General features: G+C 62.0%; 21 protein-coding genes and 3 tRNA genes. 7 read left to right on the top strand and 17 right to left on the bottom strand.

The window, feature by feature from the left end:
• Positions 1-193 precede the first annotated feature (193 nt).
• From A3AI_RS0109660 to badH, 5 genes are all read right to left on the bottom strand, one after another.
• The gene (locus A3AI_RS0109660; protein WP_024515390.1) at positions 194-916 is read right to left on the bottom strand and encodes a winged helix-turn-helix domain-containing protein; all 723 of its coding nucleotides are present in this window, start codon (positions 914-916) and stop codon (positions 194-196) included.
• Between the two features lie 484 nt (positions 917-1,400).
• Positions 1,401-3,044, bottom strand: coding sequence for a cyclohexanecarboxylate-CoA ligase (gene aliA, locus A3AI_RS0109665; RefSeq protein ID WP_024515391.1), 1,644 nt, complete (start codon positions 3,042-3,044; stop codon positions 1,401-1,403).
• Positions 3,045-3,102: 58 nt separating this feature from the next.
• Positions 3,103-4,254, bottom strand: a complete 1,152-nt coding sequence (aliB, locus tag A3AI_RS0109670; RefSeq protein WP_024515392.1) for a cyclohexanecarboxyl-CoA dehydrogenase — start codon at positions 4,252-4,254, stop codon at positions 3,103-3,105.
• Positions 4,255-4,321: 67 nt separating this feature from the next.
• Positions 4,322-5,104, bottom strand: a complete 783-nt coding sequence (gene badI / locus A3AI_RS0109675) for a 2-ketocyclohexanecarboxyl-CoA hydrolase (RefSeq protein WP_024515393.1) — start codon at positions 5,102-5,104, stop codon at positions 4,322-4,324.
• Between the two features lie 21 nt (positions 5,105-5,125).
• Complete coding sequence (gene badH / locus A3AI_RS0109680) at positions 5,126-5,893, bottom strand: 2-hydroxycyclohexanecarboxyl-CoA dehydrogenase (RefSeq protein WP_024515394.1); 768 nt, start codon at positions 5,891-5,893, stop codon at positions 5,126-5,128.
• 130 nt (positions 5,894-6,023) lie between these two features.
• Between badH and A3AI_RS42490 the strand changes: the two genes are divergently transcribed.
• Positions 6,024-6,530, top strand: a complete 507-nt coding sequence (locus A3AI_RS42490; RefSeq protein ID WP_036047825.1) for a MarR family winged helix-turn-helix transcriptional regulator — start codon at positions 6,024-6,026, stop codon at positions 6,528-6,530.
• Positions 6,531-7,447: 917 nt separating this feature from the next.
• Positions 7,448-7,750, top strand: a complete 303-nt coding sequence (locus A3AI_RS47345) for a hypothetical protein (RefSeq protein ID WP_156927702.1) — start codon at positions 7,448-7,450, stop codon at positions 7,748-7,750.
• A gap of 328 nt (positions 7,751-8,078) precedes the next feature.
• Here the strand turns inward: A3AI_RS47345 and A3AI_RS0109700 are convergent, their stop codons facing one another.
• Positions 8,079-8,453, bottom strand: a complete 375-nt coding sequence (locus A3AI_RS0109700; protein WP_024515397.1) for a hypothetical protein — start codon at positions 8,451-8,453, stop codon at positions 8,079-8,081.
• Between the two features lie 547 nt (positions 8,454-9,000).
• Positions 9,001-9,624, bottom strand: coding sequence for a DUF8812 domain-containing protein (locus tag A3AI_RS0109715; protein ID WP_024515399.1), 624 nt, complete (start codon positions 9,622-9,624; stop codon positions 9,001-9,003).
• A gap of 243 nt (positions 9,625-9,867) precedes the next feature.
• Between A3AI_RS0109715 and A3AI_RS49905 the strand changes: the two genes are divergently transcribed.
• A complete protein-coding gene (locus tag A3AI_RS49905) occupies positions 9,868-9,993 on the top strand; it encodes a hypothetical protein (protein ID WP_283807221.1) in 126 nt (41 codons plus the stop codon).
• Positions 9,994-10,193: 200 nt separating this feature from the next.
• Here A3AI_RS49905 and A3AI_RS0109725 read toward each other — a convergent pair.
• Positions 10,194-10,270: transfer RNA gene (locus tag A3AI_RS0109725), tRNA-Asp, on the bottom strand.
• 217 nt (positions 10,271-10,487) lie between these two features.
• Here A3AI_RS0109725 and A3AI_RS0109730 point away from each other — a divergent pair.
• Together A3AI_RS0109730 and pepT are read left to right on the top strand one after the other, a co-directional pair.
• Positions 10,488-10,787, top strand: coding sequence for an HU family DNA-binding protein (locus A3AI_RS0109730; RefSeq protein WP_024515400.1), 300 nt, complete (start codon positions 10,488-10,490; stop codon positions 10,785-10,787).
• A gap of 120 nt (positions 10,788-10,907) precedes the next feature.
• Positions 10,908-12,161 (top strand): peptidase T, encoded by a 1,254-nt coding sequence (gene pepT / locus A3AI_RS0109735; RefSeq protein WP_024515401.1) that lies wholly within the window; start codon positions 10,908-10,910, stop codon positions 12,159-12,161.
• Positions 12,162-12,175: 14 nt separating this feature from the next.
• On the opposite strand, the gene A3AI_RS0109740 is transcribed toward pepT, so the two are convergent.
• Both A3AI_RS0109740 and A3AI_RS0109745 read right to left on the bottom strand, forming a co-directional pair.
• The gene (locus A3AI_RS0109740; RefSeq protein ID WP_024515402.1) at positions 12,176-13,036 is read right to left on the bottom strand and encodes a class I SAM-dependent methyltransferase; all 861 of its coding nucleotides are present in this window, start codon (positions 13,034-13,036) and stop codon (positions 12,176-12,178) included.
• A 49-nt stretch (positions 13,037-13,085) separates the two neighbouring features.
• Positions 13,086-14,501 (bottom strand): cytochrome P450, encoded by a 1,416-nt coding sequence (locus A3AI_RS0109745; RefSeq protein ID WP_084800884.1) that lies wholly within the window; start codon positions 14,499-14,501, stop codon positions 13,086-13,088.
• Between the two features lie 353 nt (positions 14,502-14,854).
• Here A3AI_RS0109745 and A3AI_RS0109750 point away from each other — a divergent pair, with 353 nt between their 5' ends.
• Positions 14,855-15,103 carry a pilus assembly protein PilZ gene (locus A3AI_RS0109750; protein ID WP_024515404.1) on the top strand — a complete coding sequence of 83 codons (249 nt, stop codon included), beginning with the start codon at positions 14,855-14,857 and terminating at the stop codon, positions 15,101-15,103.
• A gap of 149 nt (positions 15,104-15,252) precedes the next feature.
• Here A3AI_RS0109750 and A3AI_RS0109755 read toward each other — a convergent pair.
• The 7 genes from A3AI_RS0109755 to A3AI_RS0109790 all read right to left on the bottom strand — a co-directional run bounded on the left by A3AI_RS0109755 (position 15,253) and on the right by A3AI_RS0109790 (position 22,853).
• A tRNA-Val gene (locus A3AI_RS0109755) sits at positions 15,253-15,327 on the bottom strand.
• A 56-nt stretch (positions 15,328-15,383) separates the two neighbouring features.
• Positions 15,384-15,785, bottom strand: coding sequence for a GFA family protein (locus A3AI_RS0109760; RefSeq protein WP_024515405.1), 402 nt, complete (start codon positions 15,783-15,785; stop codon positions 15,384-15,386).
• Positions 15,786-15,912: 127 nt separating this feature from the next.
• On the bottom strand, positions 15,913-18,339 hold the full coding sequence (gene lon / locus A3AI_RS0109765) for an endopeptidase La (protein ID WP_024515406.1): 2,427 nt from the start codon (positions 18,337-18,339) through the stop codon (positions 15,913-15,915).
• A gap of 320 nt (positions 18,340-18,659) precedes the next feature.
• Complete coding sequence (gene clpX / locus A3AI_RS0109770) at positions 18,660-19,934, bottom strand: ATP-dependent Clp protease ATP-binding subunit ClpX (RefSeq protein WP_024515407.1); 1,275 nt, start codon at positions 19,932-19,934, stop codon at positions 18,660-18,662.
• A 425-nt stretch (positions 19,935-20,359) separates the two neighbouring features.
• Positions 20,360-20,995: an ATP-dependent Clp protease proteolytic subunit gene (locus tag A3AI_RS0109775; RefSeq protein WP_024515408.1), complete on the bottom strand. Its 636-nt coding sequence runs from the start codon at positions 20,993-20,995 to the stop codon at positions 20,360-20,362.
• A 253-nt stretch (positions 20,996-21,248) separates the two neighbouring features.
• The gene (gene tig, locus A3AI_RS0109785) at positions 21,249-22,607 is read right to left on the bottom strand and encodes a trigger factor (RefSeq protein ID WP_024515409.1); all 1,359 of its coding nucleotides are present in this window, start codon (positions 22,605-22,607) and stop codon (positions 21,249-21,251) included.
• Between the two features lie 161 nt (positions 22,608-22,768).
• Positions 22,769-22,853: transfer RNA gene (locus tag A3AI_RS0109790), tRNA-Leu, on the bottom strand.
• Positions 22,854-23,058: 205 nt separating this feature from the next.
• On the opposite strand from A3AI_RS0109790, the gene A3AI_RS0109795 reads away from it, so the two are divergent.
• Entirely contained in the window at positions 23,059-24,288 is a 1,230-nt protein-coding gene (locus tag A3AI_RS0109795) for a multicopper oxidase family protein (protein WP_245286863.1), read from the top strand.
• Positions 24,289-24,304: the final 16 nt, after the last annotated feature.

Raw genomic sequence — 24,304 nt, forward strand, 5'->3', positions numbered from 1 at the left:
TTGCAGCTCGCCGAAGAATGCGTTTCAAGCGTAACCCGGCAGGTCGACCTGGCATCGGAGGAATTGAGCGAGTCGACAGGTGAGGCCCTCGACAGGAGCGGCAACCGGGATCACTCGCAAAACGCGCTGCGATTGCTGCGACCGATCACCGGGGCGTTTGTCTTGCGCAAGACGTAACCACCAGGCTCCGCCCTCAATATCGCTCGACCGGCAGCGTAAAAACATAGCCGATGCCGCGCTCGCTGCAGATCATGCGCGGCGCATTCGGATTCCTCTCCAATTTGCGCCTGAGCCGCAAGACCTGAACATCGATGCTCCGATCGAAAATATCTTCATGAACGCGCGTCGCGCGCAGCAGATGTTCGCGCGTAAGAGGTCGCTGAGGCGCTTCCAGAAACACCAGCAACAAGGCATATTCGCCCTTGCTCAGCCGGACCGGCGTTTCATTGCGATCAACAAGTCTTCGGCCACAACGCTCGAGTCGCCAGCCATCGAATCGATAGCCGCCTGCTTCCGAATCGCGACCCGGCGCATCAGATGCCATCCGCCGGCGCCGCAATATGGCGCGGGTACGCGCGAGTAGCTCTCTGGGACTGGGCCTTACGATGAAATCGTCGGCACCAAGCTCAAGATTGACGATAGGATCGACGTCGTCGGCGAGGTGGCTGGTGATAATGACCGGGACATCTGATTCGGACCGGATTAACCGCAGCCGGTCCAACCCCTCGTGCAGGCCGCGCGGCTGGTCCATGATGATCAGGCAGGGATGGGCGCCGTCACGTCTCAACTCGCTCCAGTCGGACAGACAGCTGGTGAGGAAATTGTGGTCGGTAAAGTACCCGCTCACCGCCTGTCGCATCGCCGGATCACGATTGACGATCAGGATATAGCCGGTGCGTTCAATGTCCTGGTTCATATATTCGATTCCTATCCGTCAGGCGCGGTCTCGAACTCGTCGATCCCCGCTTCGACCAAACCGAATAGCCCTGGACGGCAACATTCGCCTGTGAACTGGTTCATAATTCACGAAAGCTCTATCCGGCCCACTCGCGCTTCTGCCGAAATCGCGGCAAGCCGTGAATGTCGACGCATCCCCGATGCGATCATGCTTTCCGTAGATTGGCCGACACTGCTCCTCTCCAGAACCCCATCAGGCGCGACCGCCTCGCACCGATCCCGTAAAGAGGCAGGTTCCCGGCGAGTGGATGACGCAAAATGGGATTGACTAACCAGGGCAGCCCGGATGAGCGAAGCGACATCCGGGAATGGATGCGGGCCTGGCCCCCCCTGGGCGCGTCGCTCATACGCTAGGCGCTGCGGCCGCGCGGCCGGATATGAGGGCCTAGCCACGGCGATCTTGCGCAAGACCCGATCGCGTCGTCATGACGACGGCATCAAGCTCACAGCGCGCCCTCACGCAGCATCTCGCGCAGCCGGAATTTCTGGATCTTTCCCGATGGCGTCGCAGGCATCGCATCGCAGACGACCAGCCGCTCCGGGATATATTGGGTGGTCACTTTCTGCTGCTTGAGGAACTCAGTCATCGCCGCCTGATCGAATGTCTGGTTGGATTTCGGCACAACGACCGCGCAGGCCCGTTCGCCAAGACGCTCGTCCGGATAGGCCACGATCGCCACCTGGGCGACCGCCGGGTGCCTGTAGAGCAACGCCTCGATCTCGACGACGGGAATGTTCTCCCCGCCCCTGATGATGACATCCTTGCTGCGGCCGGTGATACGGATATAGCCGGCAGCATCGATGCGCGCGAGGTCGCCAGTGTCAAACCATCCGTCGGGGTCCGTGTTATTCCACTGCGGCCGTTTCAAATATCCGCCGAAATTCGAGCTCGCGCGAACGACGAGCCTGCCGATCTCGCCCGCCGGCGCCGTGGCGCCGTCGCCATCAAGAATCCTGACCTCGACGCCCGGCAGCGCGCAGCCATCGGTCGTGAAGGCACGCTCATCGTCATCGTCGAGCCTGATCAGCGTGACCGCGCCGTTCTCCGTCATTCCCCAGGCGGAGACGATCTTCGCGCCGAGGGCCTTGCGCGCCTGCTCGACCAGCGGCCCGGGAATGGGGGCTCCTGCACACAGGAAAGTCTTGAGACCCGGAACGCCCCTGCCCGTCTCCGACACCACGCGCGTCAGGTCGGTCAGGAATGGTGTCGAGGCCATCGTGAACGTCACGTCTTGCTGGCGGATCAACTCGGCCGCCTTTGCGGGCTCCCAGACATCCTGCAGCACCGCCTGTGCCTGCAGCATGATCGGCATCATCAATCCGTACATAAAGCCGGTCTGGTGCGCCATTGGCGAGGCCATCAGCACCACGTCCGCCTTGCCCAGCTTCAGCCGCTCCGCATAGGGCACGATATTGGCCATCAGCGTATTGGCTGAATGCATCACGCCTTTCGGCTCGCCCGTCGTGCCTGATGTATAGATCAGCTGCGTAATGTCATCAGGCCCCGGCCGGTTTGCCGCGAGGATGCGGGTCGCGTCCGGCTGCTTCTCCCATTCCGGTTTGGTCAGCAACGTATCGAAGTCATCCTCACCGCCGCCGTCGACGACCACAATACGCGCCAGCGACGGCAGTTGCGGCTTCAGGCGCCGCGCCATCGCTTCATGGTCGAAATTGCGGAACTGCCTTGGCACCACCAGGAGTTTTGCTTCCCCGTGCCTGAGCATGAAGCCGAGCTCGCGCTCGCGGAAGATCGGCATCAGCGGATTGAGAACCGCGCCGATTCGCGAGCAAGCGAGGTACAGCAGGCTGAACTGCCACCAGTTCGGCATCTGCATGGCAACGACGTCGTCGCGGCCAACACCGAGACGGGACAGGCCGATGGCGATCCGATCTGCCAGGGCCGCGAGCTGCCGATAGGTGAATTGCCTGAAATCGCCACCCTCGGCGCGAACCGCAGTCAGCGCCAGCTTGTCAGGGACTGCAGCCGCGCAGGCGTCGAGATAGTGGTTGATCGTACGATCATGCCACTGGCCGCGTGCCATGCTTTCGGCGCGGCGTGACGGCAGAAGAACGGCATCGAACTCCATGTTTCCTCCTCCAATTTTTCCACGAGGCGCGTGTTTTCGCGCTCTTCTCTTATCGTCGTCAGGCCGGCACGGCAGCACGACCCGCGCGGTTGCGCGCGATGATGGTCTTCATGATCTGGGCCGTGCCGTCGCCGATCTGGAAGCCAAGCACGTCACGCAGCCGCTGCTCCATGGGGCCGCGATCATAACCGCCGTGGCCGAACATCAGCAGGCACTCGTGCACGACGTCGTAGGCGAGCTTCGGCGCCCACCATTTGCACATGGCAGCCTCGGCGCTGTGTGGAGCATCCTTGTCTTTCAGCCAGAGCGCCTGCAGACACAGCAGCCGCGCCGCCTCGACCTGCGTGTCGAGCCCGGCAAGCGGATGCGACACGCCCTGGAAGGCGGACAACGGCTTGCCGAATGCATGACGCTCGGCGACATAGGCCCAAGTTTCCTCCAGGGCAACGCGCGCCACGGCAAGCACCTGCAGCCCGATCAGGGCACGCGAAAAATCGAAGCCCTGCATCACCTGGATGAATCCGGCATTCTCCTCGCCGAGACGATGCGACACCGGCACGCGGACGTTCTCGAAGAAGATGGAGCCGCGCCCGATGGCGCGCTGGCCGTGACAGTCAAAGCGGTTTCGCGTCACGCCAGGCAGGTCCATGGGAACGAGGAGAGCCGTGATGCCGCGTGCGCCTGAATCAGCCGTGCCCGTGCGGCCGAACACCACGGCGGCATCGGCCTGATCGGCGGCGGAAATCGACGTCTTCTCGCCATTGATGACGTAGTCGTTGCCAGTCCGCTCGACCTGGAGACGCAGGCTTGCGGCGTCCGAGCCGCCGCGCGGTTCGGTCAGGGCGAGTGCCAGCAGCGCCTCGCCGCGGATCAGACGCGCAAGCCACGGGCCGACAATGTCGGGGCGGCCGTGATGCGACAGGATCTGGCTGTTCAGCGATCCCAGCAGATTGATGTAAGACAGACTGAGGTCGGCGCGGGCGATCTCCTCATGGATGACGCCGGCGGCAAGGCAGCCCAATCCCAGGCCGCCGAAGCGTACCGGCAGCTCCGGGGCGATGAAGCCCATCTCGCCCATTTGCCCCATCAGCCCGCGGTCCAGGACGCGCGAGCGGTCGCGCTCCTGGAAGCCGGGCGCGATGCGATCGGTTGCGAACCGTCGCGCCTGTTCACCCAGTGCGACCAGATCTTCATCCAGGTAAGGATTCATGAGGTACCTCCCGATGCATGATCGCGGGCCGCCTTGAGGCGGCCGCTAATGATCCCGGCATTCCCTGCTATTTGGCGAATTTGCGGAAATCGGGCTTGCGCTTTTCCTTCAGCGCCGTGACGCCTTCGCGCGATTCCTCGGTGTCGTAATAGAGCTTGAGCGCATACATGCCCATGCCGGCGATACCAGCCTGGTGTGCGGTATCCATGTTGAAGCTGCGCTTGGCGATGGCGATCGCGGTGGGGCTGCGCTCGCAGAGCTCCTCGCCCCATTTCTGGACCTCGGCATCGAGCTGGTCGTGCGGCACGCAGGCGTTAGCCAGGCCCATCGCCACCGCTTCCTGACCGCTGTAGCGCCGGCACATGTACCAGATCTCGCGGGCCTTCTTTTCGCCGACCGCGCGCGCCAGAAATGCCGTGCCGTAACCGGGGTCGACGGACCCCATCTTGGGGCCGACCTGGCCGAAGATGGCCTTTTCCGAGCAGATCGTCAGGTCGCAGATGGTGCAGAGTACGTTGCCGCCCCCGATGGCAAAGCCCTGAACACGCGCAATCACCGGCTTTGGCACGTCCCGTATCGCCGTATGCAGTTCTTCGATCGGAAGGCCGATCGTCCCCCGGCCGTCATAGTTGCCGTCATGCGCCGACTGGTCGCCGCCGGTACAGAACGCGCGGTCGCCGGCGCCGGCCAGTACGATCGCGCCGATGGTCTTGTCGTAACCCGCCCTGTGGAGCGCCTTTATCAGTTCGTCGCAGGTCCGGCCACGAAAGGCGTTCATCTTGTCCGGCCTGTTGATGATGATCCAGGCAACGCCGTTGCGAACCTCGTAGATGATGTCTTCGAATTGCATTTGATCCTCCTTTGCTATTGGTCAGCCGTTCATGGTGAGGCCGCCGGACACGCTCAGGACCTGGCCGGTCACATAAGCCGCGTCCTCGCTTGCGAAGAACAGGATGGCGCCGGGCAGATCCTCGGGCTGGCCGATGCGCGCAAGCGGGATCGACCGCTTGAACGCCTCCAGCAGCTTTTCCGGATTGCCGACGCCTTGCTTGTAGTCGGCAAACAGTGCCGTATCGGTTGGGCCAGGGCAGACGACGTTCACGGTGATGCCGTGACGGGCATGCTCGCGCGCAATCGTCTTCGAGAACGCCACCAGGCCGCCCTTGCAGGCGGCGTAGACCGCCTCGCCGGACGAGCCGACGCGCGCCGCGTCCGAGGAGATGTTGACGATGCGGCCCGATCTGCGTGCCACCATGCCCGGCAGCACGGCGTGGTGCATATGGAGTGCACCGACGAGGTTGATGGCAATCAGCTTCTCCCATTGCGCCGGCACGGTCTTGGTGAAGGGAAGGAAGACATCCCAGCCTGCATTGTTCACCAGAACATCGGCAGGGCCCAGTCGGGATTCGGCGGCGGCGATCGCCGCGTCGACGCTGGCCCTGTCGGTGATATCGCAGCGATACGCTTCCGCCGTGCCACCCTCGCTCCGGATAGAGCCAACGACCTTTTCCGCGGCGGCTTGATCGAGATCGAGGACGGCAACCCTCGCGCCTTCACGCGCGAACCGGCGACAGGTGGCACCGCCGATGCCCCCGCCGCCGCCCGTAACAATGACCATCTTGCCGTTGAAACGCGTCATGACACCTCCCGATTTTGTCCGGCCTTTCACCGGCCCGTCGTCGCGTCGTTTGGCAGCGCTCTTGCACTCTCGCGCGATATATGACAATATATTGTCCTATTAAGTCGACGAACACAAGAGGAAAGATTCGATGATCGACCTCGGCGAGGACGTAACGGATCGTTCGACAGAGCCATCGGTACGGCTGGAGCTGGCGAACCGCTTGTTCTTTCGCCTCTACCAATGCGCCAATATGTTGCATAAAACCGGAAGCCGCGCCGTCGAGGCGGAAGGCCTGACCACCCAGCAATGGGCCATCCTCGGGGCGCTGTCCCGCCAGGAGGTTCAGCGCGGCATGAGCATCGGCGATCTCGCGAAATATCTGATGGTCAGCCGGCAGAACCTCGCAGGTCTCATCGGCCGCATGGAGCGGGACGGCCACGTCTCAATCGTGACCGACTCGCGCGACCGCCGTTCACGGATCGTGACGATGACGAAATCCGGACGGCGCGTCTGGCACATTCAGGCCCAGCCGAAAATCCGCGCCTATTACGAAGAGGTGCTTGCGGATTTCTCGATCAACGACGTCACCCACACCCTGCACTATCTGCTCAAGATACTTGGAGCCATGCAGCGATTGGACCGCGGACCGGATTGAAGCGCGTATCCCGCGATCGGAGTGGACCACGCACGCGTTTCCTTCAGGGCTATTCCAGCGGTTTTCCGAAAACGATTTCGCTCATGACAAACCGCCGCCAGCTACGGTGGCATCGGCTGCGAGCTTTAGTCACGCGCTGGAGCACGGACAGCTCAGTTACCGATGTAGTCCAAATTCTCTGGCTTTTGTCAGGCCGGCATCGGATGTTTCGATGCTGTAAACCGGAGGCAGAGACGTGCCCTACGCTGGTGTCAACGGCCAACAACATTATTGCGAAGATCCGGGCGGATTCGGTTCGCCGATCGTCTTCTCGCACGGTGCGCTACTTGCGTGGGCACGGAATGAGCGCGGCAGAACCCGGCAGCGGCCGAACGATCTCAGGGATTCGTGGGTTTTCCAGCGGGAGTTCGGCCGGCCGAAGTTGGTCAAAATCAGCGAATGACGAATGTCTGTCGGGGTCAAAATGCGCTGTTTTGGACATTTCCCAGCCTCCTCCAAAAGCGGCTATCCGTCGATCCCGTTCATGAAGATGAATGGGAACTCAATGAAATGTTTCGCACTTTTGGCACAGGGAACTCTTGCGCACCGGCTTCGCTGAGGGCACCCTAGCCTAGCGCTTTCACAGGTACTTACGGAGGATGCGACCATGCGACGGGTCAAGCAAGCTTCGAAGCAGAAACGCACAACCAAGGCCGCCGCCGCGAAGGTATTGGGCGCGGCCGGACTTGGTCTTTCGCTGATCGGTAGCGCATCCGCATCCACGATGCCCACCGCTGATATCCCGCAATCCGACCATACATCGCCTAATCAGCGCTTCGTTCTTGGCGAAGAGGAAATGGCCGATGTCAGTCTCGCCACGTTCCATCTCTTCGACAGGGAAAACGTCGGCAGCGCCATACAGCTAGCCCGCGGATGTGGTGGTTGCGGCTGCCACGGTTGCGGCGGTGGCGGCGGCTGCCGAGGTTGCGGCGGTGGCGGTTTTGCCGGCTGCCGAGGCTGCGGCGGTGGCGGCTTCGTCGGCTGCCGAGGCTGCGGCGGTGGTGGCTTCGTCGGCTGTCGAGGCTGCGGCGGCGGCTGTGGCGGCGGCTGTGGCGGCTGGGGGCTCGGTGGTTGGTTCCTTGTCTGCGCGGGCTGCGCCGGTTGCGCGGGCTGCTGCGTATCCTGGGGCGCGTGCCGCCTGTGTTAAGTCCCACGACCTGACGTCCGCCATCACCAAGTAGCCAAGCCGGGCCTACGGAGGCGTCGGCTCGCCGCTGGGATCGATCGTCGGTTCCGCCTTCATCATTTTCGTGCTCGACATCGCGGACCGGATCAGCAAGCGCCTGTCGCACACCGGCGTCTGGCGCGCCTCCGTTCCTAGTCATCTACCTCGTACGAACGGCGGAAGGCAGGTCGTCGACACGATCGGTTCGGCCCATCCGAGCAACGGTCGTCGAGCGCGATCACGCCAAGCGGACTGCCGGAGCCATTTTGGATCTTCAGCGGCGTAGTCACGATGATGGCACAATGACCGGAAGGTCGGATACGTCCCGATGGACGCGAGGAACGCTATTTGATCGTAGCGTGCACAGTGACGACCGACGTCCCCGAAGCCGCCTGCCCCTGACCCGTTGCTTTGATGGCAAAAGTATCGCTTCCCTTGTATCTGGCCTTCGCCGTGTATTCGTAAGTCGTCATGTTGAGCTTTTTCAACTTGCCGTGCTCCGGCTTCTGTGAGACGTCCGAGCCGCTCACGCCGCGTTTCCTGATTGGAAATAGGCAACTTGCCCCGGATCTGAGGTCAATGTAGCCGGCCGAGTTCTGGCCCCAATCCGCTAGCGTTACCAATATCGAACAATCAGAAGCGGCGCGCGCGAACGACGCGGACGTTACGTTTGCTGCTCCCACGATAAGCGCCAAGGCGCCGAATTTAGACAACCGCATAGTGGACCTCCTCGTTTTTGATTTCACTTGGGTCCCAAAGCGAGCGCTTTTCGGCCAAGCGCTCCCCGGCAGTCCATCCTGAGGGAGCATCATAATGGCATCGATATTTCATCGGGGCCTGTTCTGTACAGACTTCGCTCCTCGATAAGTCGATCTCATGGTTCACTCGGTCGTGGCGCGTGATTGAGCCGCGAAACACCACGACTTCGAAGCCATCGAGCCGCTTCAGGGCCCAATAGCCTCCATCATTCTGACCTTCGTCGAGGTGATCCCAATTGCCAGCGCCGCCGTAGATCTGAGCGCACAGATCCACGAGCGCGGTCGCTCGGAGGCGTCATTTCGGCTAACCGATGGTAAGGAGGTGATGATAGACTCGCTATCCGTCCGCACGTTCAGGCGGCGATAGTCGTTGTCGATTGCAAAAACATTGTACGTCGGGTCCATCACATTGAGGTGAAGCCGTCGGCGATCCGCGATATCTCGTCGATGCAATCGATGATCTGCTTGCCCTTGAAGGACTGCAGTCTCTCAAGGAGCGTGGATGGCGTCACGCGTCCTGCAGCCCCTTCGAGAACAGCGACGCCTCATGGCCGCGGCGCTTCCACAGGTCGCTGTTGACGGGCCAGAGCCTGCGCATGCCCAGGTACTCGGCTGGGATCTTGGCGAACTCCTTGGCCTCCATGTGCGCCCTGATGTTGCGCATCTCGGTGTATCGAGGCCCGGCAAGATGAAAGCCGTCCGCGCCCCTGTTGTAGGCGAGGCTGTCGATTGCGCCGGCGCAATCGCCCGGCAACAGGTCATAGTTCGGCAGCGCCGCGCGACACAGCTCCTCCCACTTCGGCAGCTCGCGCTGCATGAACTCCCCCATCGCCTGGTCCCAAGTGATGGTGACGCTCGATCCGTGCCGGCGAACGAAATCTGCAGCTGCAGCGCTCTTCAGTCCGGCAGCGCTGACCAGCGCGGCGATCATGTTGTCGGGGATAATGCCTGCCCAGTCCTTGCGGATCTGGTCAGGCGTGGAGTAGCCGCAGTCGTAGCCGATGCCGACGGTCGGGCCCGAAGCGCCCTTCGGCCACTCGAAATGAGTGTAGTGCTTGGTGTGGTAGGCCTGACCGCTGTCTTCCTCGGTAACGAGCTCGTCGATGCTGGCCTGTGACGCCTTGATGTTCATGGGTCTTCTCAAAGAGAAAGCCGCCCGAAGGCGGCTGTTGGGATGCGATCGCGCCTGATCAGGTTTGGTCGCGATTTCACTCTCAGGTTGAGATAGATTCAAATCACATTCATGAGGTGATCGTTGTTTTCGGTCTGACTCTCGTGCTTGGCGTCGCGGTAACGATGCTGTCTCGGAAATCACAGAGCGGTGATGCCTTGCTTAAGTTGCGCGGTCGCGCCGCGGCCCTATTCCGAGGATCGCTTGCAGAAGAACTTCGCCGAGGTGCGGGAACTTGCCTTTGGCAATGGGAGCGCCGACAGCTCGCCGACATGCGCCGATCAGGGGGCCGTCGAGGGAGACGCCGACGGCGGCTCCATTACCGATTAATCGAACAAGATGGCGAATACCGTGGCCGCGAACAACCGGCCCCGGAAAGTCTACAACCCGGTGAACACCACCAGCGTTCGGCGGTTCGATGAAGCTAGTCTGGGGGCAAGAACCTAGAACAGAAAGCAGCCAAAAGGGTCATATCGCCGCCCTTTATGACACTCATGAAATCAGGGAAACCTGCTAAGCCATTGAAATAATGGCGCGAGAGACGGGGCTCGAACCCGCGACCTCCGCCGTGACAGGGCGGCGCTCTAACCAACTGAGCTACTCCCGCGGATGCAGTGAAGACCGCGTTCGAGCAGGGCTTAAAGGGGCCACCTTTCCAAGTCAAGCAGCTTGGACAAGTCCGCATTATCCGGCGGTTTTCGCGATGCCGATGCAGGAAATGCCCTGTTTTCAGGGCGAAGTGGCATAGTAGGCCCCAGCCGAATCGTCTAAGGCCTGAAAGTCTTAGGTTCCTAAGCCGTTCTTAACAACGAGGAGGGCCAAACATGGCGAAGAAAGCAGCTAGCCCGGCCACCATTACGCTCAAGCACCTTGCCGCGGCGATCGCCGAGGATCAGGAGCTGTCCAAGAAGCAGGCCGAAAGCATCCTGACCGACATGGTCACGCGGATCACCAAGCACCTGAAGAAGGGCGAACGCATCCGCATCGTTGGACTCGGCATCCTCCAGGTGCGCAAGCGCGCCGCCCGCATGGGGCGGAACCCGGCCACCGGCGAGCAGATCCAGATCAAGGCCAGCAAGAAGGTCGCCTTCCGCGCCGCCAAGGAGCTCAAGGAAGCGATCTAAAAAGACCTCTCGCCTCGTCTATCGGCTTCGCGCCATTTCGAAGGTTTTTCGCGGCCCTCGGAATGGCATTTCTTTTTGTGGTATTGTTTCCCGATCCCCTCCAAGCCGCGGTTTTCGACTGTGTCCTCCTCTCTGCCGTTTCAGCATAGCGTTACAGAGCGCTTCCTCCGCTACGTCACCATCGACACCCAATCCGATCCGGAGTCGCCGACCTGCCCCTCGACCGGGAAGCAGAAGGACCTCGGCCGCCTGCTCGCCGCAGAGCTGAAAGACATTGGCCTTGCCGACGCCCATCTCGACGAGCACGGCTATGTCTACGCAACGATCCCGGCTACGACGACCAAGAAGGTGCCGGTGATCTGCTTCTGCTCGCACATGGACACTTCGCCCGACTGCACCGGCAAGAACGTCAAGCCGCAGATCGTCAGGAACTACCAGGGCGGCGACATAACCCTGTCCGCCGATCCGAGCCAGATCATCCGCGCAGCCGAACATCCGGCGCTGCAGCAGCAGATCGGCCATGACATCATCACGACCGACGGGACGACGCTGCTTGGTGCCGACAACAAGGCCGGCGTTGCCGAGATCATGGATGCGGCGCAGTTCCTGGTGCAGAACCCGCAGATCAAGCACGGCACGATCAAGATACTGTTCACACCCGACGAGGAGATCGGCCGCGGCGTCGACAAGGTCGACCTGAAGAAGTTGGCTGCCGATTTCGCCTATACGATGGACGGCGAGACTGCGGGCCAGATCGAGGACGAAACTTTCTCGGCCGACGCCGCTACCATCATCATCCAGGGCGTCAGCACCCATCCGGGCTTTGCCAAGGGCAAGATGGAGCACGCGATCAAGATCGCGGCAGCAATCATCGAGCAGCTGCCGAAGGACACCTGCTCGCCCGAGACCACCGAGGGCAAGGAAGGTTTCCTGCACCCGATCGGCATCTCCGGCGCGCTGGAGCAGACAACGATCGGATTCATCGTGCGTGACTTCACCGTTGCCGGGCTGAAGCAGAAAGAGGCGCTCCTGGAGCGGATCGTCAAGGACGTGATGAAGGACTATCCGCGCTCCACCTACCGCATGGAGATCAAGGAGCAGTACCGCAACATGAAAGAGATCATCGACCGTCACCCCGAAACGGTCGACTACGCGATCGAAGCGATCCGCCGCGCCGGGCTCACGCCGGAGCGCAGTTCGATCCGCGGCGGCACCGATGGCTCACGCCTCTCCTTCATGGGCCTGCCCTGCCCCAACATCTTCGCTGGCGAACACGCCTTCCACTCCCGCCTGGAATGGGTCAGCCGCCAGGACATGGAAAAGGCCGCCGAGACCATCGTACACTTGGCGATGATTTGGGAAGAGAAGTCGTAGCCTGATCCGCCTCGCTACGACGCCCGTGCCGTGACGATCCAGATCGCGGCCGGCAGCACCACGCTCTCGCCCTGCACGAATTGCGCGAGCGCATCGCGGATCGAGGCGCGCGCCGCTTCGCGCACCTCCTCCGGCTGATCCTGCAGCGCGCGGCTGGCCGGGCCGATTTCGAGCGCGCCTTGAACGGCAGCATCGAGCCCGCGCCCGATCGCGATATCGAGCGACAGATCGTGCGGCCGCATCGTAATCCCGGTGTAGCCGGCCTCGCCGAGAATCCGGTGTACCCGTTCTTCGGAGGCAAATGAGAACGGCCCGGGATCCTCGGGGCCGACCTGCGGCAGCTTGGGGACGTGCTTGTAGACCGCTTGCAAGGGGGTCATCATCCACGGATTATGCTTCGGCTCGCGCCAGCAGATGAAGGCCACGCGCCCGTCACGCTTCAGCGCCTTGCGCAAATTCGCAAAAGAGACGGCAGGCTCAGCGAAGAACATCACGCCAAAGCGCGAGGTCACGAGATCGAAGCTCTGGGGATCGAAGGGATAGACGGTCGCATCCGCGAGCGCGAAATCCAGCGGTAAGTCTTTGGGCGCGAGCTCACGCCCCCGCGCAAGCATCGGCGCAGAGATATCGACGCCGAGCACAAAGCCGCCGGGTGCAACACGTCCAGCCAGCGCAATGCTGGTCGCGCCGCAGCCACAGCCGACATCGATGACACGGTTGCCAGCCTTGGGCGCGGCGGAGGCGATCAAGATATCCGAGATCGGCGCCAGCAGAATGTCCTGCACCGCCTGCCGATCCGTCCAGTGCTGACCGCCCGGACCATTCCAATAGGCGATCTGGTCGGCGTTACGATCATGACCTACGGGCGTTTCCATCATCACCTCGCAATACGTTGCGGGCCGTGCTGCACGAGTGTTGATGAAATCACCCAGGTTGGCAATCGCAGCACGGCGGATGTCGGGCATTTGATCGGGGCGTGATCCGCATCGGCAAGCCATAGCCAGGCCGCAGGGTGATCTTCTGCAACGGCCACACTTTCGCACCAGGTACCAGCTGCATGTCGAACCGCTGCACCAGCCTCGCCAGCACAAGTGTGGCTTCCTGCAAGGCGAAGGACGAGCCGATGCAGGTGCGAGGACCGGCACCGAACGGCAAATAGGCAAAGCGAGGAATTTTGGCTTTTGCGGCGCCAAGAAACCGCGTCGGATCGAACAGATCGGGCTGCTCCCACAAGCGACGGTGCCGATGCAGGATGTAGGGCGCGATCACGATCAGCGATTGCGGCTGCAGGCTGATCTCGCCGATCACCTCGGCGCGTTCCGGCACGCGGCTCAGCGCGGCGATGGATGGGTAGAGCCGCAACGCCTCCTCGACCACGGCTTTGGTCACGACCAACCGCTCGAGGAGCCCGTTGCGATCGCCATCGAGTTCCGCATCCGCCTCTGCCCGCACCCGCGCAGACCAATATGGCGATTGCGACAGCAGGAATGCCGCCCAGGCCAAGGCATTCGCTGTGGTCTCATGCCCCGCCGAAAGAAAGGTCAGGACATTCGCGCGCACCTCGGCGAGGCTCATCGGCCGCCCCGTCGCCGGATCGAGCGCGCGCAGGAGCAGCGCCAGGAGATCATCGGGTGCACCGGTATCCGTCGAATGATCAAGCCGGCGACGCCTGGCCGCGATAACCTCGTCGATGACACCCTCGAAATAGGCCATGGTTTGCCGCAAGCGCCTGCGACCGCGCCGCGGCACGTAATCGGGTGCGCCGATCAGGTCCAGCACGCTGATCCTGCCAATCGCGCCAAAATAGTCGTTCATGGCAACGCGAAAGGCATCGAAATTGCTACCGATGCCGTCCGAGAAGATGGTGAGCGCGAGCACGTGCAACGTCAGCAGGGTGAACTCGGCGGCGACATCGACAATGCTTCCAGGCTTGAGCTTGCCCCAGTGATTGCCGAGATTATCGGCAGCCCTGAGCATGGCATCAGTGAAGGACGTCACCGTGCGGCGCGCAAACAACGGCGCAAGCGTCCGGCGCTGCACGTCCCATCGCTGCCCTTCGACGCTCAAGAGGCCATCAGCAAGCCCGGTCGCGAGGATGCGGCGCTGGATCGGGTCCTTGCGATAATTCGCCGAATTGTCGACCAGCACGCGCTTGATCGCGGCGGGATCATGAACCAGGACAGGGTCGAGGAATGGCAGCCTCACCCGTACAATCGGCTGTTCGAAAAATCCCGCGCTCCAGCACTCCAGGGGGTTTCGCTTCAGCGTTGCCAGAAGCCGCAACAGGCCGGGCATGTCCGCTGGCGGCACGGGCGCCGGCGGACGGAAAACTCCTCTCATCTCGATTTCGGAAGGCGACGACATGCTGGTCGGATACGAATCAATGAATCGTACTGGAACGCGGTAATGGACCCAAGGGCCCCTGCGCGAAAGTTTTGCGACGCCACCGACCGCAGACAGCCGCGGCCCCGGGCACTTGACCGGCCCCATTCAATGCCGGTTAACCACGCGAGGCCCGGTGCGCAAAACGCACGGCGGTCCGATCGCCCCGGGGAATCAAGCGGCCAAACCATCAAAATTGATCATTCGGCTAAACCCTAACGAAGCGCGTCCTGTGCAGAATGTGAGGTGTCCGGTTGCCACTGGAATGTATTCGCTCTGCCGAACTTGTCGATGAAACGTAGGATCCGCTCATGTCTCAACAGCGATTGTATCCGCGACAAAGGCCCGATGGCCGGCTTTCCAAGGCCGCCAAGATCCTGTCGGCTCCGAATGCGCCGGTCATCGAGTGCACCCTGATCGACTACTCGGCTGGCGGCGCTTGCCTGCAGTTGCAGAAATTTGCCGACCTGCCCCCGCGCTTCGAGCTGATCTACGGCACCACCAGAAAGCGCTGCCGGCTGGTCTGGAAACGGGCCATGCGAGTCGGCGTATCGTTCTGAGCCGTCGACCAAAGGCCTGCCTAGGAGAACGAGCGACACGAGGCGAGAAAAAGCCTGGCCCGACGAAAACCACCGAGCGAGGCTCCAGCTTGGGTTAGCCAAATGCTGACACGAGCCTTACGGTGCGTCGCTTTCGCACGAAGCATGAATGGTGGGCGGTGAGAGGATCGAACTCCCGACCAATGGTGTGTAAAACCAGTGCTCTACCGCTGAGCTAACCGCCCTTTACAAGGCGCTGTTTAACCCTGACCCACCCCGATGCGCAAGGCTGGTCCCAGGATCAGTCCGTTGGCCGTCCAGGTAAGTCCGACACCTCGCTGCGCCATGGCACGGCCGAGCGGCACCAGATCTGACGGGTGGGCTTGAGCGCGGCGCGCTGGCGGATCGCGCCCCAGCGAATGCCCCAGTCGTCGGTGTGCTCGCCCTCGCCGCTGGTAAACAGCGGCGAACCGCAATCGCCGCAGAAATGCTGATAGCGGACGCCGCCGTTGTCTCCGGTCTTGGCGTAGATTTTCGTCTCACCTCTGCTGTGGATCTGGCTACCTGAGCAGATCACCGTCACCCGGTAGGGTGAGCCCGTCAGGGTCTGGCAATCCGTACAGTTGCAGATCCAGACGGCTTCTTGATCGATATCGGCCTCAAAAACGATTCGGCCGCAGTGGCATTGCCCGTCGATATGCATGGCGCATGAACTCTCATTCTTGTTTGACGCGATTTTCTTGGCGCACCGCCCTCCATCTCGCGCGAAAAATGAGATCAAAAAAAGAAACGGCGCCCGAAGGCGCCGTTTTTTGATGGTTGTTTTTTTGTCAGTGAGCGGTCAGGCCGCCGGAGGCTTCGTCGCCCGTTTCGGAGGCAACGGGAACCTTGGTATCCTCCTCCCAGACGATCGGCACCGGCGGGCGGACAAGCGCCCGCGAGACGACGTCGTCGAGACGGGCGACGGGAATGATCTCCATGCCGCCCTTGATCGCATCGGAAATTTCCGTGAGATCCTTGGCATTGTCCTCGGGGATCAGGACCGTCTTGATGCCGCCGCGGGCGGCCGCGAGCAGCTTCTCCTTCAAGCCGCCGATCGGCAGCACTCGACCGCGTAGCGTGATCTCGCCGGTCATCGCCACGTCGTGACGGACCGGGATGCCCGTCATGACCGAGATGATCGCGGTCGCCATCGCAACACCGGCGGAAGGCCCATCCTTCGGGGTCGCCCCCTCCGGCACATGGACGTGGATGTCGCGCCTGTCGAACATCGGCGGCTCGATGCCATAGGTGATCGCGCGGGAGCGGACGTACGACGCCGCGGCCGAGATCGATTCCTTCATGACGTCGCGCAGGTTGCCGGTGACGGTCATCTTGCCCTTGCCGGGCATCATGACGCCTTCGATGGTGAGCAGCTCACCACCGACGTCAGTCCAAGCAAGACCGGTGACGATGCCGACCTGGTCGTCGCTCTCGATCTCGCCGAAGCGGTACTTCGGCACGCCCAAGAACTCTTCCAGTGTCTTCTCGGTCACCTTCACCGACTTCTTCTTCGAGATCATCAGCTCCTTGACGGCCTTGCGGGCCAGCGTCGAGAGCTCACGCTCCAAATTACGCACGCCCGCTTCACGGGTGTAGCGGCGGATCATCAGGAGCAGCGCGTCGTCGTCGATCGACCACTCCTTCGAGTCCAGCCCGTGCTTCGAGACCGCGTTCGGGATCAGGTGCTTGCGCGCGATCTCGACCTTCTCGTTCTCGGTGTAGCCGGCGATGCGGATGATCTCCATGCGATCCATCAGCGGGCCGGGAATATTCAGGGTATTCGCGGTCGTGATGAACATGACGTTGGAGAGATCATAGTCGACCTCGAGATAGTGATCGTTGAAGGTCGAGTTCTGCTCGGGGTCGAGGACCTCAAGCAGCGCCGACGACGGATCGCCGCGGAAATCGGCGCCCATCTTGTCGATCTCGTCCAGCAGGAACAGCGGATTCGAGGTCTTGGCCTTGCGCATCGACTGGATGATCTTGCCGGGCATCGAGCCGATATAGGTGCGGCGGTGACCGCGGATCTCCGCCTCGTCGCGCACGCCGCCGAGCGAGACGCGCACGAATTCGCGGCCCGTGGCCTTGGCGATCGACTTGCCGAGCGAGGTCTTGCCGACGCCGGGAGGCCCGACCAGGCACAGGATCGGTCCGGTCAACTTGTTGGCGCGCGACTGCACCGCGAGATACTCGACGATGCGGTCCTTGACCTTCTCAAGCCCGTAGTGATCGGCGTCCAGGATTGCCTGCGCCTGCTCCAGGTCCTTCTTGACCTTCGACTTCTTGTTCCACGGGATCGACAACAGCCAGTCGAGATAGTTGCGCACGACGGTCGCTTCCGCGGACATCGGCGACATCTGGCGCAGCTTCTTCAGCTCATGCTGCGCCTTCTCCCGCGCCTCCTTGGAGAGCTTGGTCTTGTTGATTTTCTCTTCCAGATCGGCGAGTTCGTCGCGACCGTCCTCGTCGCCCAGCTCCTTCTGGATCGCCTTCATTTGCTCGTTCAGGTAATACTCGCGCTGGGTCTTCTCCATCTGGCGCTTGACGCGCGAACGGATGCGCTTCTCGACCTGCAGCACCGAGATCTCGCTCTCCATCAGACCAAGCACCTTCTCCAGGCGCGTGGTGACCGACAGCGTCTCCAGGATGCCCTGGCGATCGGCGATCTTCACGGCAAGATGCGAGGCCACGGTGTCGGCGAGCTTGCCGAAATCGGTGATGGCCTGGACCACGCCGACCACTTCGGCGGAGATCTTCTTGTTCAGCTTCACATAGCTTTCGAAATCGGACACGACCGAACGCGACAAGGCTTCGGCCTCGACGGACTTGGCGTCGGTGTCGGCGAGCGCAACGGCAGTCGCCTCATAGAATTCGCTGCGATCGGAATATTTCTCGACATGCGCGCGCTCCAGCCCTTCGACCAGCACCTTCACGGTGCCGTCGGGCAATTTCAGGAGCTGCAGCACGCTTGCGAGCGTACCGGTCTCGTAGATCGCGTCGGGCGCAGGATCGTCATCGGAGGCGTTCTTCTGCGTCGCCAGCATCACCAGCGCGTCGTTGCGCATCACCTCTTCAAGCGCGCGAATCGACTTCTCGCGGCCGACGAACAGCGGCACGATGTTGTGCGGGAAAACGACGATATCGCGCAGCGGCAGCACCGGATAGGAATGCGATTCGCCGTGGATGATGGTTGGCCGAGTTTTCGGGGTAGTCATGGCCTGTTCCTTTTGCTGTGCCCCCTTGCACGCAGCCCGCGTCTTTGCGCAACCGCCACAAGGTGCCGAATTGATCCGAACGAAACGGCCTTTTTGGAGGGAAGACCGGTTCAGTTTCAGGATCGATGAGAGGCGAATCTAAAGCAGATTCTTCATCGCCCGACGCTATTAGGTGGCTATCGGGTAGGGAGGTGTCAAGTCCGTGAAATTGCCCGTAAAATTGCCGTCCAGCGCAGCATAACGCTCACGCAAACACGGCTGCGGGAAAATGCTCCGCAGCCGTCTTTCGACTACTCTTCCAAGCACGAAACCTGACGGGATCAGGCGCTCGCGCTGCTCTCGACCGCGCGGTCCGAACGGTCGGCATAGATGTACAGCGGTCGCGCCGTACCTTCCACGACCTCGCGCGAGATGACTACCTCTTCGACGCCTTCGAGGCCAGGCAGGTCGAACATGGTTTCGAGCAGGATGCTCTCCAGGATCGAACGCAGGCCGCGCGCACCGGTCTTGCGCTCGATTGCCTTGCGGGCGACCGCGCCCAGCGCCTCGTCGGCGAAGGTGAGCTCGATGTTCTCCATCTCGAACAGGCGCTGATACTGCTTGACCAGCGCGTTCTTCGGATCGGTCAGGATCTTCTTCAGCGAGGCCTCGTCCAGATCCTCCAGCGTCGCCACGACAGGCAGACGTCCAACAAATTCGGGGATCAGGCCGTACTTCAGGAGATCCTCGGGCTCGACATGGCGGAAAATTTCGCCGGTACGCCGGTCCTCCGGCGCCAGCACCTGAGCGGCAAAGCCGATCGAGGTTGAACGCCCCCGCGCCGAGATGATCTTCTCGAGCCCAGAGAACGCGCCACCGCAGATGAAGAGGATGTTGGTCGTATCGACCTGCAGGAACTCCTGCTGCGGGTGCTTGCGGCCGCCCTGCGGCGGGACCGAAGCCACCGTGCCTTCCATGATCTTCAACAGCGCCTGCTGCACGCCCTCGCCCGAGACGTCCCGGGTGATCGAGGGGTTGTCGGACTTGCGGCTGATCTTGTCGATTTCGTCGATATAGACGATGCCGCGCTGCGCGCGCTCGACATTGTAGTCGGCCGCCTGCAGCAGCTTCAGGATGATGTTCTCGACGTCCTCGCCGACATAGCCGGCTTCGGTCAGTGTCGTCGCATCCGCCATGGTGAAGGGCACGTCGAGAATCCGCGCCAGCGTCTGCGCCAGCAGCGTCTTGCCCGAGCCGGTCGGACCGATCAGCAGGATGTTCGACTTCGCAAGCTCGACGTCGTTGTGCTTGGTCTGGTGATTGAGCCGCTTGTAGTGATTGTGGACCGCAACCGAGAGCACCTTCTTGGCGTGGCTCTGGCCGATCACGTAGTCGTCGAGGACCTTGCAGATTTCCTTCGGCGTCGGGATGCCGTCGCGCGACTTCACCAGCGAAGACTTGTTCTCCTCGCGAATGATATCCATGCAGAGTTCGACGCATTCGTCGCAGATGAAGACCGTCGGTCCCGCGATCAGCTTGCGGACCTCGTGCTGGCTCTTGCCGCAGAACGAGCAATACAGCGTGTTCTTGGAGTCGCTCGTGCCGACCTTACTCATTCCTGTCTCCGTCCGCCGTTCGACCTCGTCCGCTCGATCGCTCCACTTCGGGAAGGTCCGTCATGGAAACTAGATAGAGCAAATTCCGTACCAAAAAAGACCCTAGCCTTGTTCACCGTGCAGATCACGGTTGACTTACGAATCCCATGATCCTGACCGATCTTTTCGTAGCCAACCATGCTGACACCCGACTATCAAGAATTCGCTAAACGGGCGTCTGCCTCAATCCGTGACAATACCGTGATTTGTGACCTTCGCACGAGCGGAAATCCTCGAAATCCGCCCGGCGTGGCGCCTTTGCCACGCCAAAATCAGCACGAAAGGGGAACTTTCTGCCTGCGCGGGCGCGTTGCCGCAGTGCCGCACATGCCTGCCTGCCGCAGGAGTTGCAAACCGTTACCCTTGACGGAATCCATGCCGCCCAATCACGCCGCCTTGGCTGCCTGCGGATCCTCAGGACGCCTGTCGATCACCTTGTCCACAAGCCCGAAATCCTTGGCCTGGTCGGCGGTGAGGAATTTGTCGCGCTCCAGCGCGTCCTCGATCGCCTTGTAGGTCTGCCCGGTGTGCTTGACGTAGATTTCATTGAGCCGCTTCTTCAGGTTCAAGATCTCCTGAGCATGCAGCATGATGTCGGTGGCCTGGCCCTGGAAGCCGCCGGAGGGCTGGTGCACCATGATGCGCGAGTTCGGCAACGAGAAGCGCATGTCCTTCTCGCCGGCGGCGAGCAACAGCGAGCCCATCGAGGCCGCCTGGCCCGTGCACAACGTCGACACTGGCGGGCGGATGAATTGCATGGTGTCGTAGATCGCAAGTCCCGACGTAACCACGCCACCCGGCGAGTTGATGTACATCGAAATTTCTTTCTTCGGATTTTCCGCCTCGAGGAACAGCAGCTGTGCGACGATCAGCGTCGACATGCCGTCCTCGACCGGACCGGTCACGAAGATGATGCGCTCCTTCAGAAGCCGCGAGAAAATGTCGTAGGCGCGTTCACCGCGGTTGGTCTGCTCGACGACCATCGGCACGAGGTTCATGTAGGTTTCAACGGGATCGCGCATGAGTCACCCTAACTGCTGGGGCCGAACGTCCGACAGCATGCCTTGGAATCAAGGACGTGACTGGCCTGACGCCCGTCCCGTGATGCTGGACGGAAGGCAGAGATATGAGCCAAATTCGCAGCGGCAAGACCTGCGACAAACCGCCGGCCGCGACCGCCTCGGCGGCTGCTGTTCAAACCGATTCGCGATGCCGCCGCCAGCTTTTGCGGCGGCCTTCGCCATTCATCATTAACGCAGGCCTGACTGGTAAAAATCAGGCCGCGGCCTTCTCGTCGTCGTCCTTGAACAGCTCTTCGCGCGAGACCTTCTTCTCGGTCACGTTGGCGAGCTCGAGGATGAAGTCGACGACCTTGTCCTCATAGATCGGTGCACGAAGCTGGGCCAGCGCATTGGCGTTGTTGCGGTAAAAATCCCAGACTTCCTTCTCGCGGCCCGGCATCGAGCGCGCCCGCTCGATGACCGCGCGACTGACCTCGTCATCGGTCACCGTGATCTTGTTCTTCTCCCCGATTTCGGACAGCACCAGCCCGAGGCGGACGCGGCGGTCGGCAATCTTGTGGTACTCCTCCTTCGCCGCTTCCTCGGTGGTGTTCTCATCGGCAAAAGTCTTGCCGCCGGAATCCATCTCGGCCTTGACCGAGTTCCACATCAGGTTGAACTCTTCCTCGATCAGCGAGGGCGGCGCCTCGAACTTGTGGGTCTCGTCGAGACGGTCGAGCAGCGCGCGCTTGACGCGCTGGCGCGTCGCGCCGGAGAACTCCGCTGTCAGGCGCTCGCGCATGGCATCCTTCAACTTGTCGAGCGACTCAAGGCCGAGTGTCTTGGCGAACTCGTCATTGATCTCGACCGGCTGGGGCGCCTCGACCAGCGTTGCCGTGGTCTCGAACTCCGCCGGCTGGCCCGCGAGCGTGGCATTGCCGTAGTTCTTCGGGAAGGTGACCTTCAGCGTGCGCGTCTCGCCGCTGCCGACGCCGGTCAGTTGCTCCTCGAAGCCGGGAATGAAGGTGTTCGAACCGATCACGACCGGAATGTTCTCGCCGGTGCCGCCCTCGAACGGCGTGCCGTTGATGCTTCCCTTGAAGCTGATGGTGACGCGGTCGCCGGACTCAGCCTTGGCGCCCTCGCCCTTCGCCGCATAGCTGCGGTTCTGGTCGGCGATGCGCTTGATCGCCTCATCGATGTCGGCGTCGCTGACGTCGGCGACGAGTTTCTCGACATCGAAGCTCTTGAAGTCGGCGAGCTGGATCGCGGGCACCACCTCGATTGCAACCGTATATTTGAGGTCCGACTTGCCGGCGAGAATATCATCGACCTCCTGCTTCTCGGTGGGCATGGTGATCTTCGGCTCGGTCGCCAGGCGGAAGCCGCGCTCGGTAAAGATCTGGGTATTGGTGTCGCGGATGGTCTGGTCGATGGTCTCGGCCATCACCGAGCGACCATAGACCTTCTTCAAATGAGCGACCGGCACCTTGCCAGGACGAAAGCCGTTGAGGCGGACCTTGTCCTTCATATCGACCAGACGCGCATCCGCCTTGGCATCGAGGTCGGAAGCGGGAACGCTGATCTGGAACTCGTGCTTCAATCCCTGAGCGAGGGTTTCGGTGACCTGCATGGCAAAAAATCTTCTTCCGCTTCGTCGGGGTTTTGCCCCGAAAATTGTCCATCTGTTCGGCGCGCAGCCAAAGCCTTGCGCCGGTGTTGTCGGCGAACCGAATCCCCGGACGGGGAAGAAGGTTCTCCAGTGATCCCTGGTGCAAACGCCAAAACAGCGCTTGGTGCGGGCGGAGGGACTCGAACCCCCACAACTTTCGTCACTGGAACCTAAATCCAGCGCGTCTACCAGTTCCGCCACGCCCGCGTGACTAGCAAGTCAGGCCGCGATACCGCGGGCGGGCGGGCTTATAACATGAGCCTGTCCATCCGCAGCAAAAAAATGGCACCTTTTTGCAACCATCCAAGCCCGTCGATACCATAGACTAAGAATGGCCCCCACCTGCCTCATAGCAAATAGGTTTTTTGCCCCTGACCGGCGCCACTTCATGGCCGGATTAGGCGCGGCTGCCTTGAGCGCCAGCCTGTCACCGGCATCGCCTGCGCAGGCGGACCAAAGCCTCAGGCTTGAGGCGCAACTAGCGACGATTCCGTTGGGTCCCGGTCAGGCGCCGACCACAATATGGGGGCTGGTCCCATCCATCTCACCCCTTCGGCTCAAGGGCGGTCAGGTCGAGGTGACTTTTCGGAATCGTTTGCCGGTGGCGGCCGTGCCCGACTGGCGGGGGATCGATGGCGCGGCTCTGGCCGAGCCTTTGATCGCCCGCCCCGCGGTCCCACCCGGCGCCGAGGCGACCTTCCCATTGCCGCTGCGCCGCGCCGGGACGTTCTTTGCTGATCTCCGGCTCCTTGCCGCTCCTGGGGCACCGCCCTCGCGGCCGCTGCCGTTCATCGTCGAGGAGAGCGTCCCGATCGCGGTCGATCGCGACGAGATCGTGCTGATCGAGGATTGGCGGGCGGGAGCGACGGCATCCCGCCCTGAGACCGCGGGCGAGCCGCTTTTCACCGTCAACGGGCAGGTTTTACCAGATATTCCCGTGCGTTCCGGCGAGCGCCTCTGGCTGCGCTTCATCAATGGCAGCCAACAGCAGGTCTTCGCAGTCAAAATCGAGGGGCTGGAGGTTCGCGTCATCGCCATGGACAGTGCCCCTGCGGAGCCCTTTCCAGCCCGCAACAGCGCGCTGGTGCTGGCCCCCGGCGGCCGCGTGGACGCCCTGATCGACGCGACCGTGCCGCCGGGCAGCGTTTCCCAAATTCTGTTGCACGACGGCCAGCAGGCCCGCCCCATCGGCCGGGTCGTCGCCTCCGGCGAGGCGTCGATCCGCCCAAGCCCGCTGCCGCTGCCTCCCGCGCTGCCGGCGGACGGCCTGCCAGCGCAGCTGGACCTGAAAAGCGCCTTACGGGCCGAGCTCGCACTCGATGGCGCCGAATGGGTGACCCCGGCCGGTTTGTCGGCCGCGGCTGCTCCCGCCTTCAAGGTCAGGAGGGACCGCGTCATTGTTCTCGCGCTGAGCAATCGCGTCGCACTCGCGACCAGCTTTCACTTCCATGGCCATCATTTCCGGCTGCTCGACCGGCTCGATGACGGCTGGAAACCGTTCTGGCTGGATACGCTGGTGATCGAGCCGGGCCAGACCCAGCGCATTGCCTTTGCCGCTACGTTTTCAGGCCGCTGGCTGATCGAGTCCACGGCGACGCGCTGGGGCGCGCCACGCCTGGTCAGGTGGTACAGTGTCGACTGAGGGAACGGCCGAAACA

The organism is Bradyrhizobium sp. Tv2a-2 (genome assembly GCF_000472425.1).
Taxonomy (GTDB): domain Bacteria; phylum Pseudomonadota; class Alphaproteobacteria; order Rhizobiales; family Xanthobacteraceae; genus Bradyrhizobium.

Coding starts and splice junctions, on each gene's coding strand:
- tig (WP_024515409.1), bottom strand. CDS start 22,607: ATGCAGGTCACCGAAACCCTCGCTCAGGGATTGAAGCACGAGTTCCAG.
- A3AI_RS42490 (WP_036047825.1), top strand. CDS start 6,024: ATGATCGACCTCGGCGAGGACGTAACGGATCGTTCGACAGAGCCATCG.
- A3AI_RS0109760 (WP_024515405.1), bottom strand. CDS start 15,785: ATGCATATCGACGGGCAATGCCACTGCGGCCGAATCGTTTTTGAGGCC.
- A3AI_RS0109750 (WP_024515404.1), top strand. CDS start 14,855: ATGTCTCAACAGCGATTGTATCCGCGACAAAGGCCCGATGGCCGGCTT.
- A3AI_RS0109740 (WP_024515402.1), bottom strand. CDS start 13,036: ATGGAAACGCCCGTAGGTCATGATCGTAACGCCGACCAGATCGCCTAT.
- aliA (WP_024515391.1), bottom strand. CDS start 3,044: ATGGAGTTCGATGCCGTTCTTCTGCCGTCACGCCGCGCCGAAAGCATG.
- A3AI_RS0109715 (WP_024515399.1), bottom strand. CDS start 9,624: ATGAACATCAAGGCGTCACAGGCCAGCATCGACGAGCTCGTTACCGAG.
- A3AI_RS0109775 (WP_024515408.1), bottom strand. CDS start 20,995: ATGCGCGATCCCGTTGAAACCTACATGAACCTCGTGCCGATGGTCGTC.
- A3AI_RS0109745 (WP_084800884.1), bottom strand. CDS start 14,501: ATGAGAGGAGTTTTCCGTCCGCCGGCGCCCGTGCCGCCAGCGGACATG.
- clpX (WP_024515407.1), bottom strand. CDS start 19,934: ATGAGTAAGGTCGGCACGAGCGACTCCAAGAACACGCTGTATTGCTCG.
- A3AI_RS0109700 (WP_024515397.1), bottom strand. CDS start 8,453: ATGCGGTTGTCTAAATTCGGCGCCTTGGCGCTTATCGTGGGAGCAGCA.
- aliB (WP_024515392.1), bottom strand. CDS start 4,254: ATGAATCCTTACCTGGATGAAGATCTGGTCGCACTGGGTGAACAGGCG.
- A3AI_RS0109660 (WP_024515390.1), bottom strand. CDS start 916: ATGAACCAGGACATTGAACGCACCGGCTATATCCTGATCGTCAATCGT.
- A3AI_RS0109730 (WP_024515400.1), top strand. CDS start 10,488: ATGGCGAAGAAAGCAGCTAGCCCGGCCACCATTACGCTCAAGCACCTT.
- lon (WP_024515406.1), bottom strand. CDS start 18,339: ATGACTACCCCGAAAACTCGGCCAACCATCATCCACGGCGAATCGCAT.
- badH (WP_024515394.1), bottom strand. CDS start 5,893: ATGACGCGTTTCAACGGCAAGATGGTCATTGTTACGGGCGGCGGCGGG.
- badI (WP_024515393.1), bottom strand. CDS start 5,104: ATGCAATTCGAAGACATCATCTACGAGGTTCGCAACGGCGTTGCCTGG.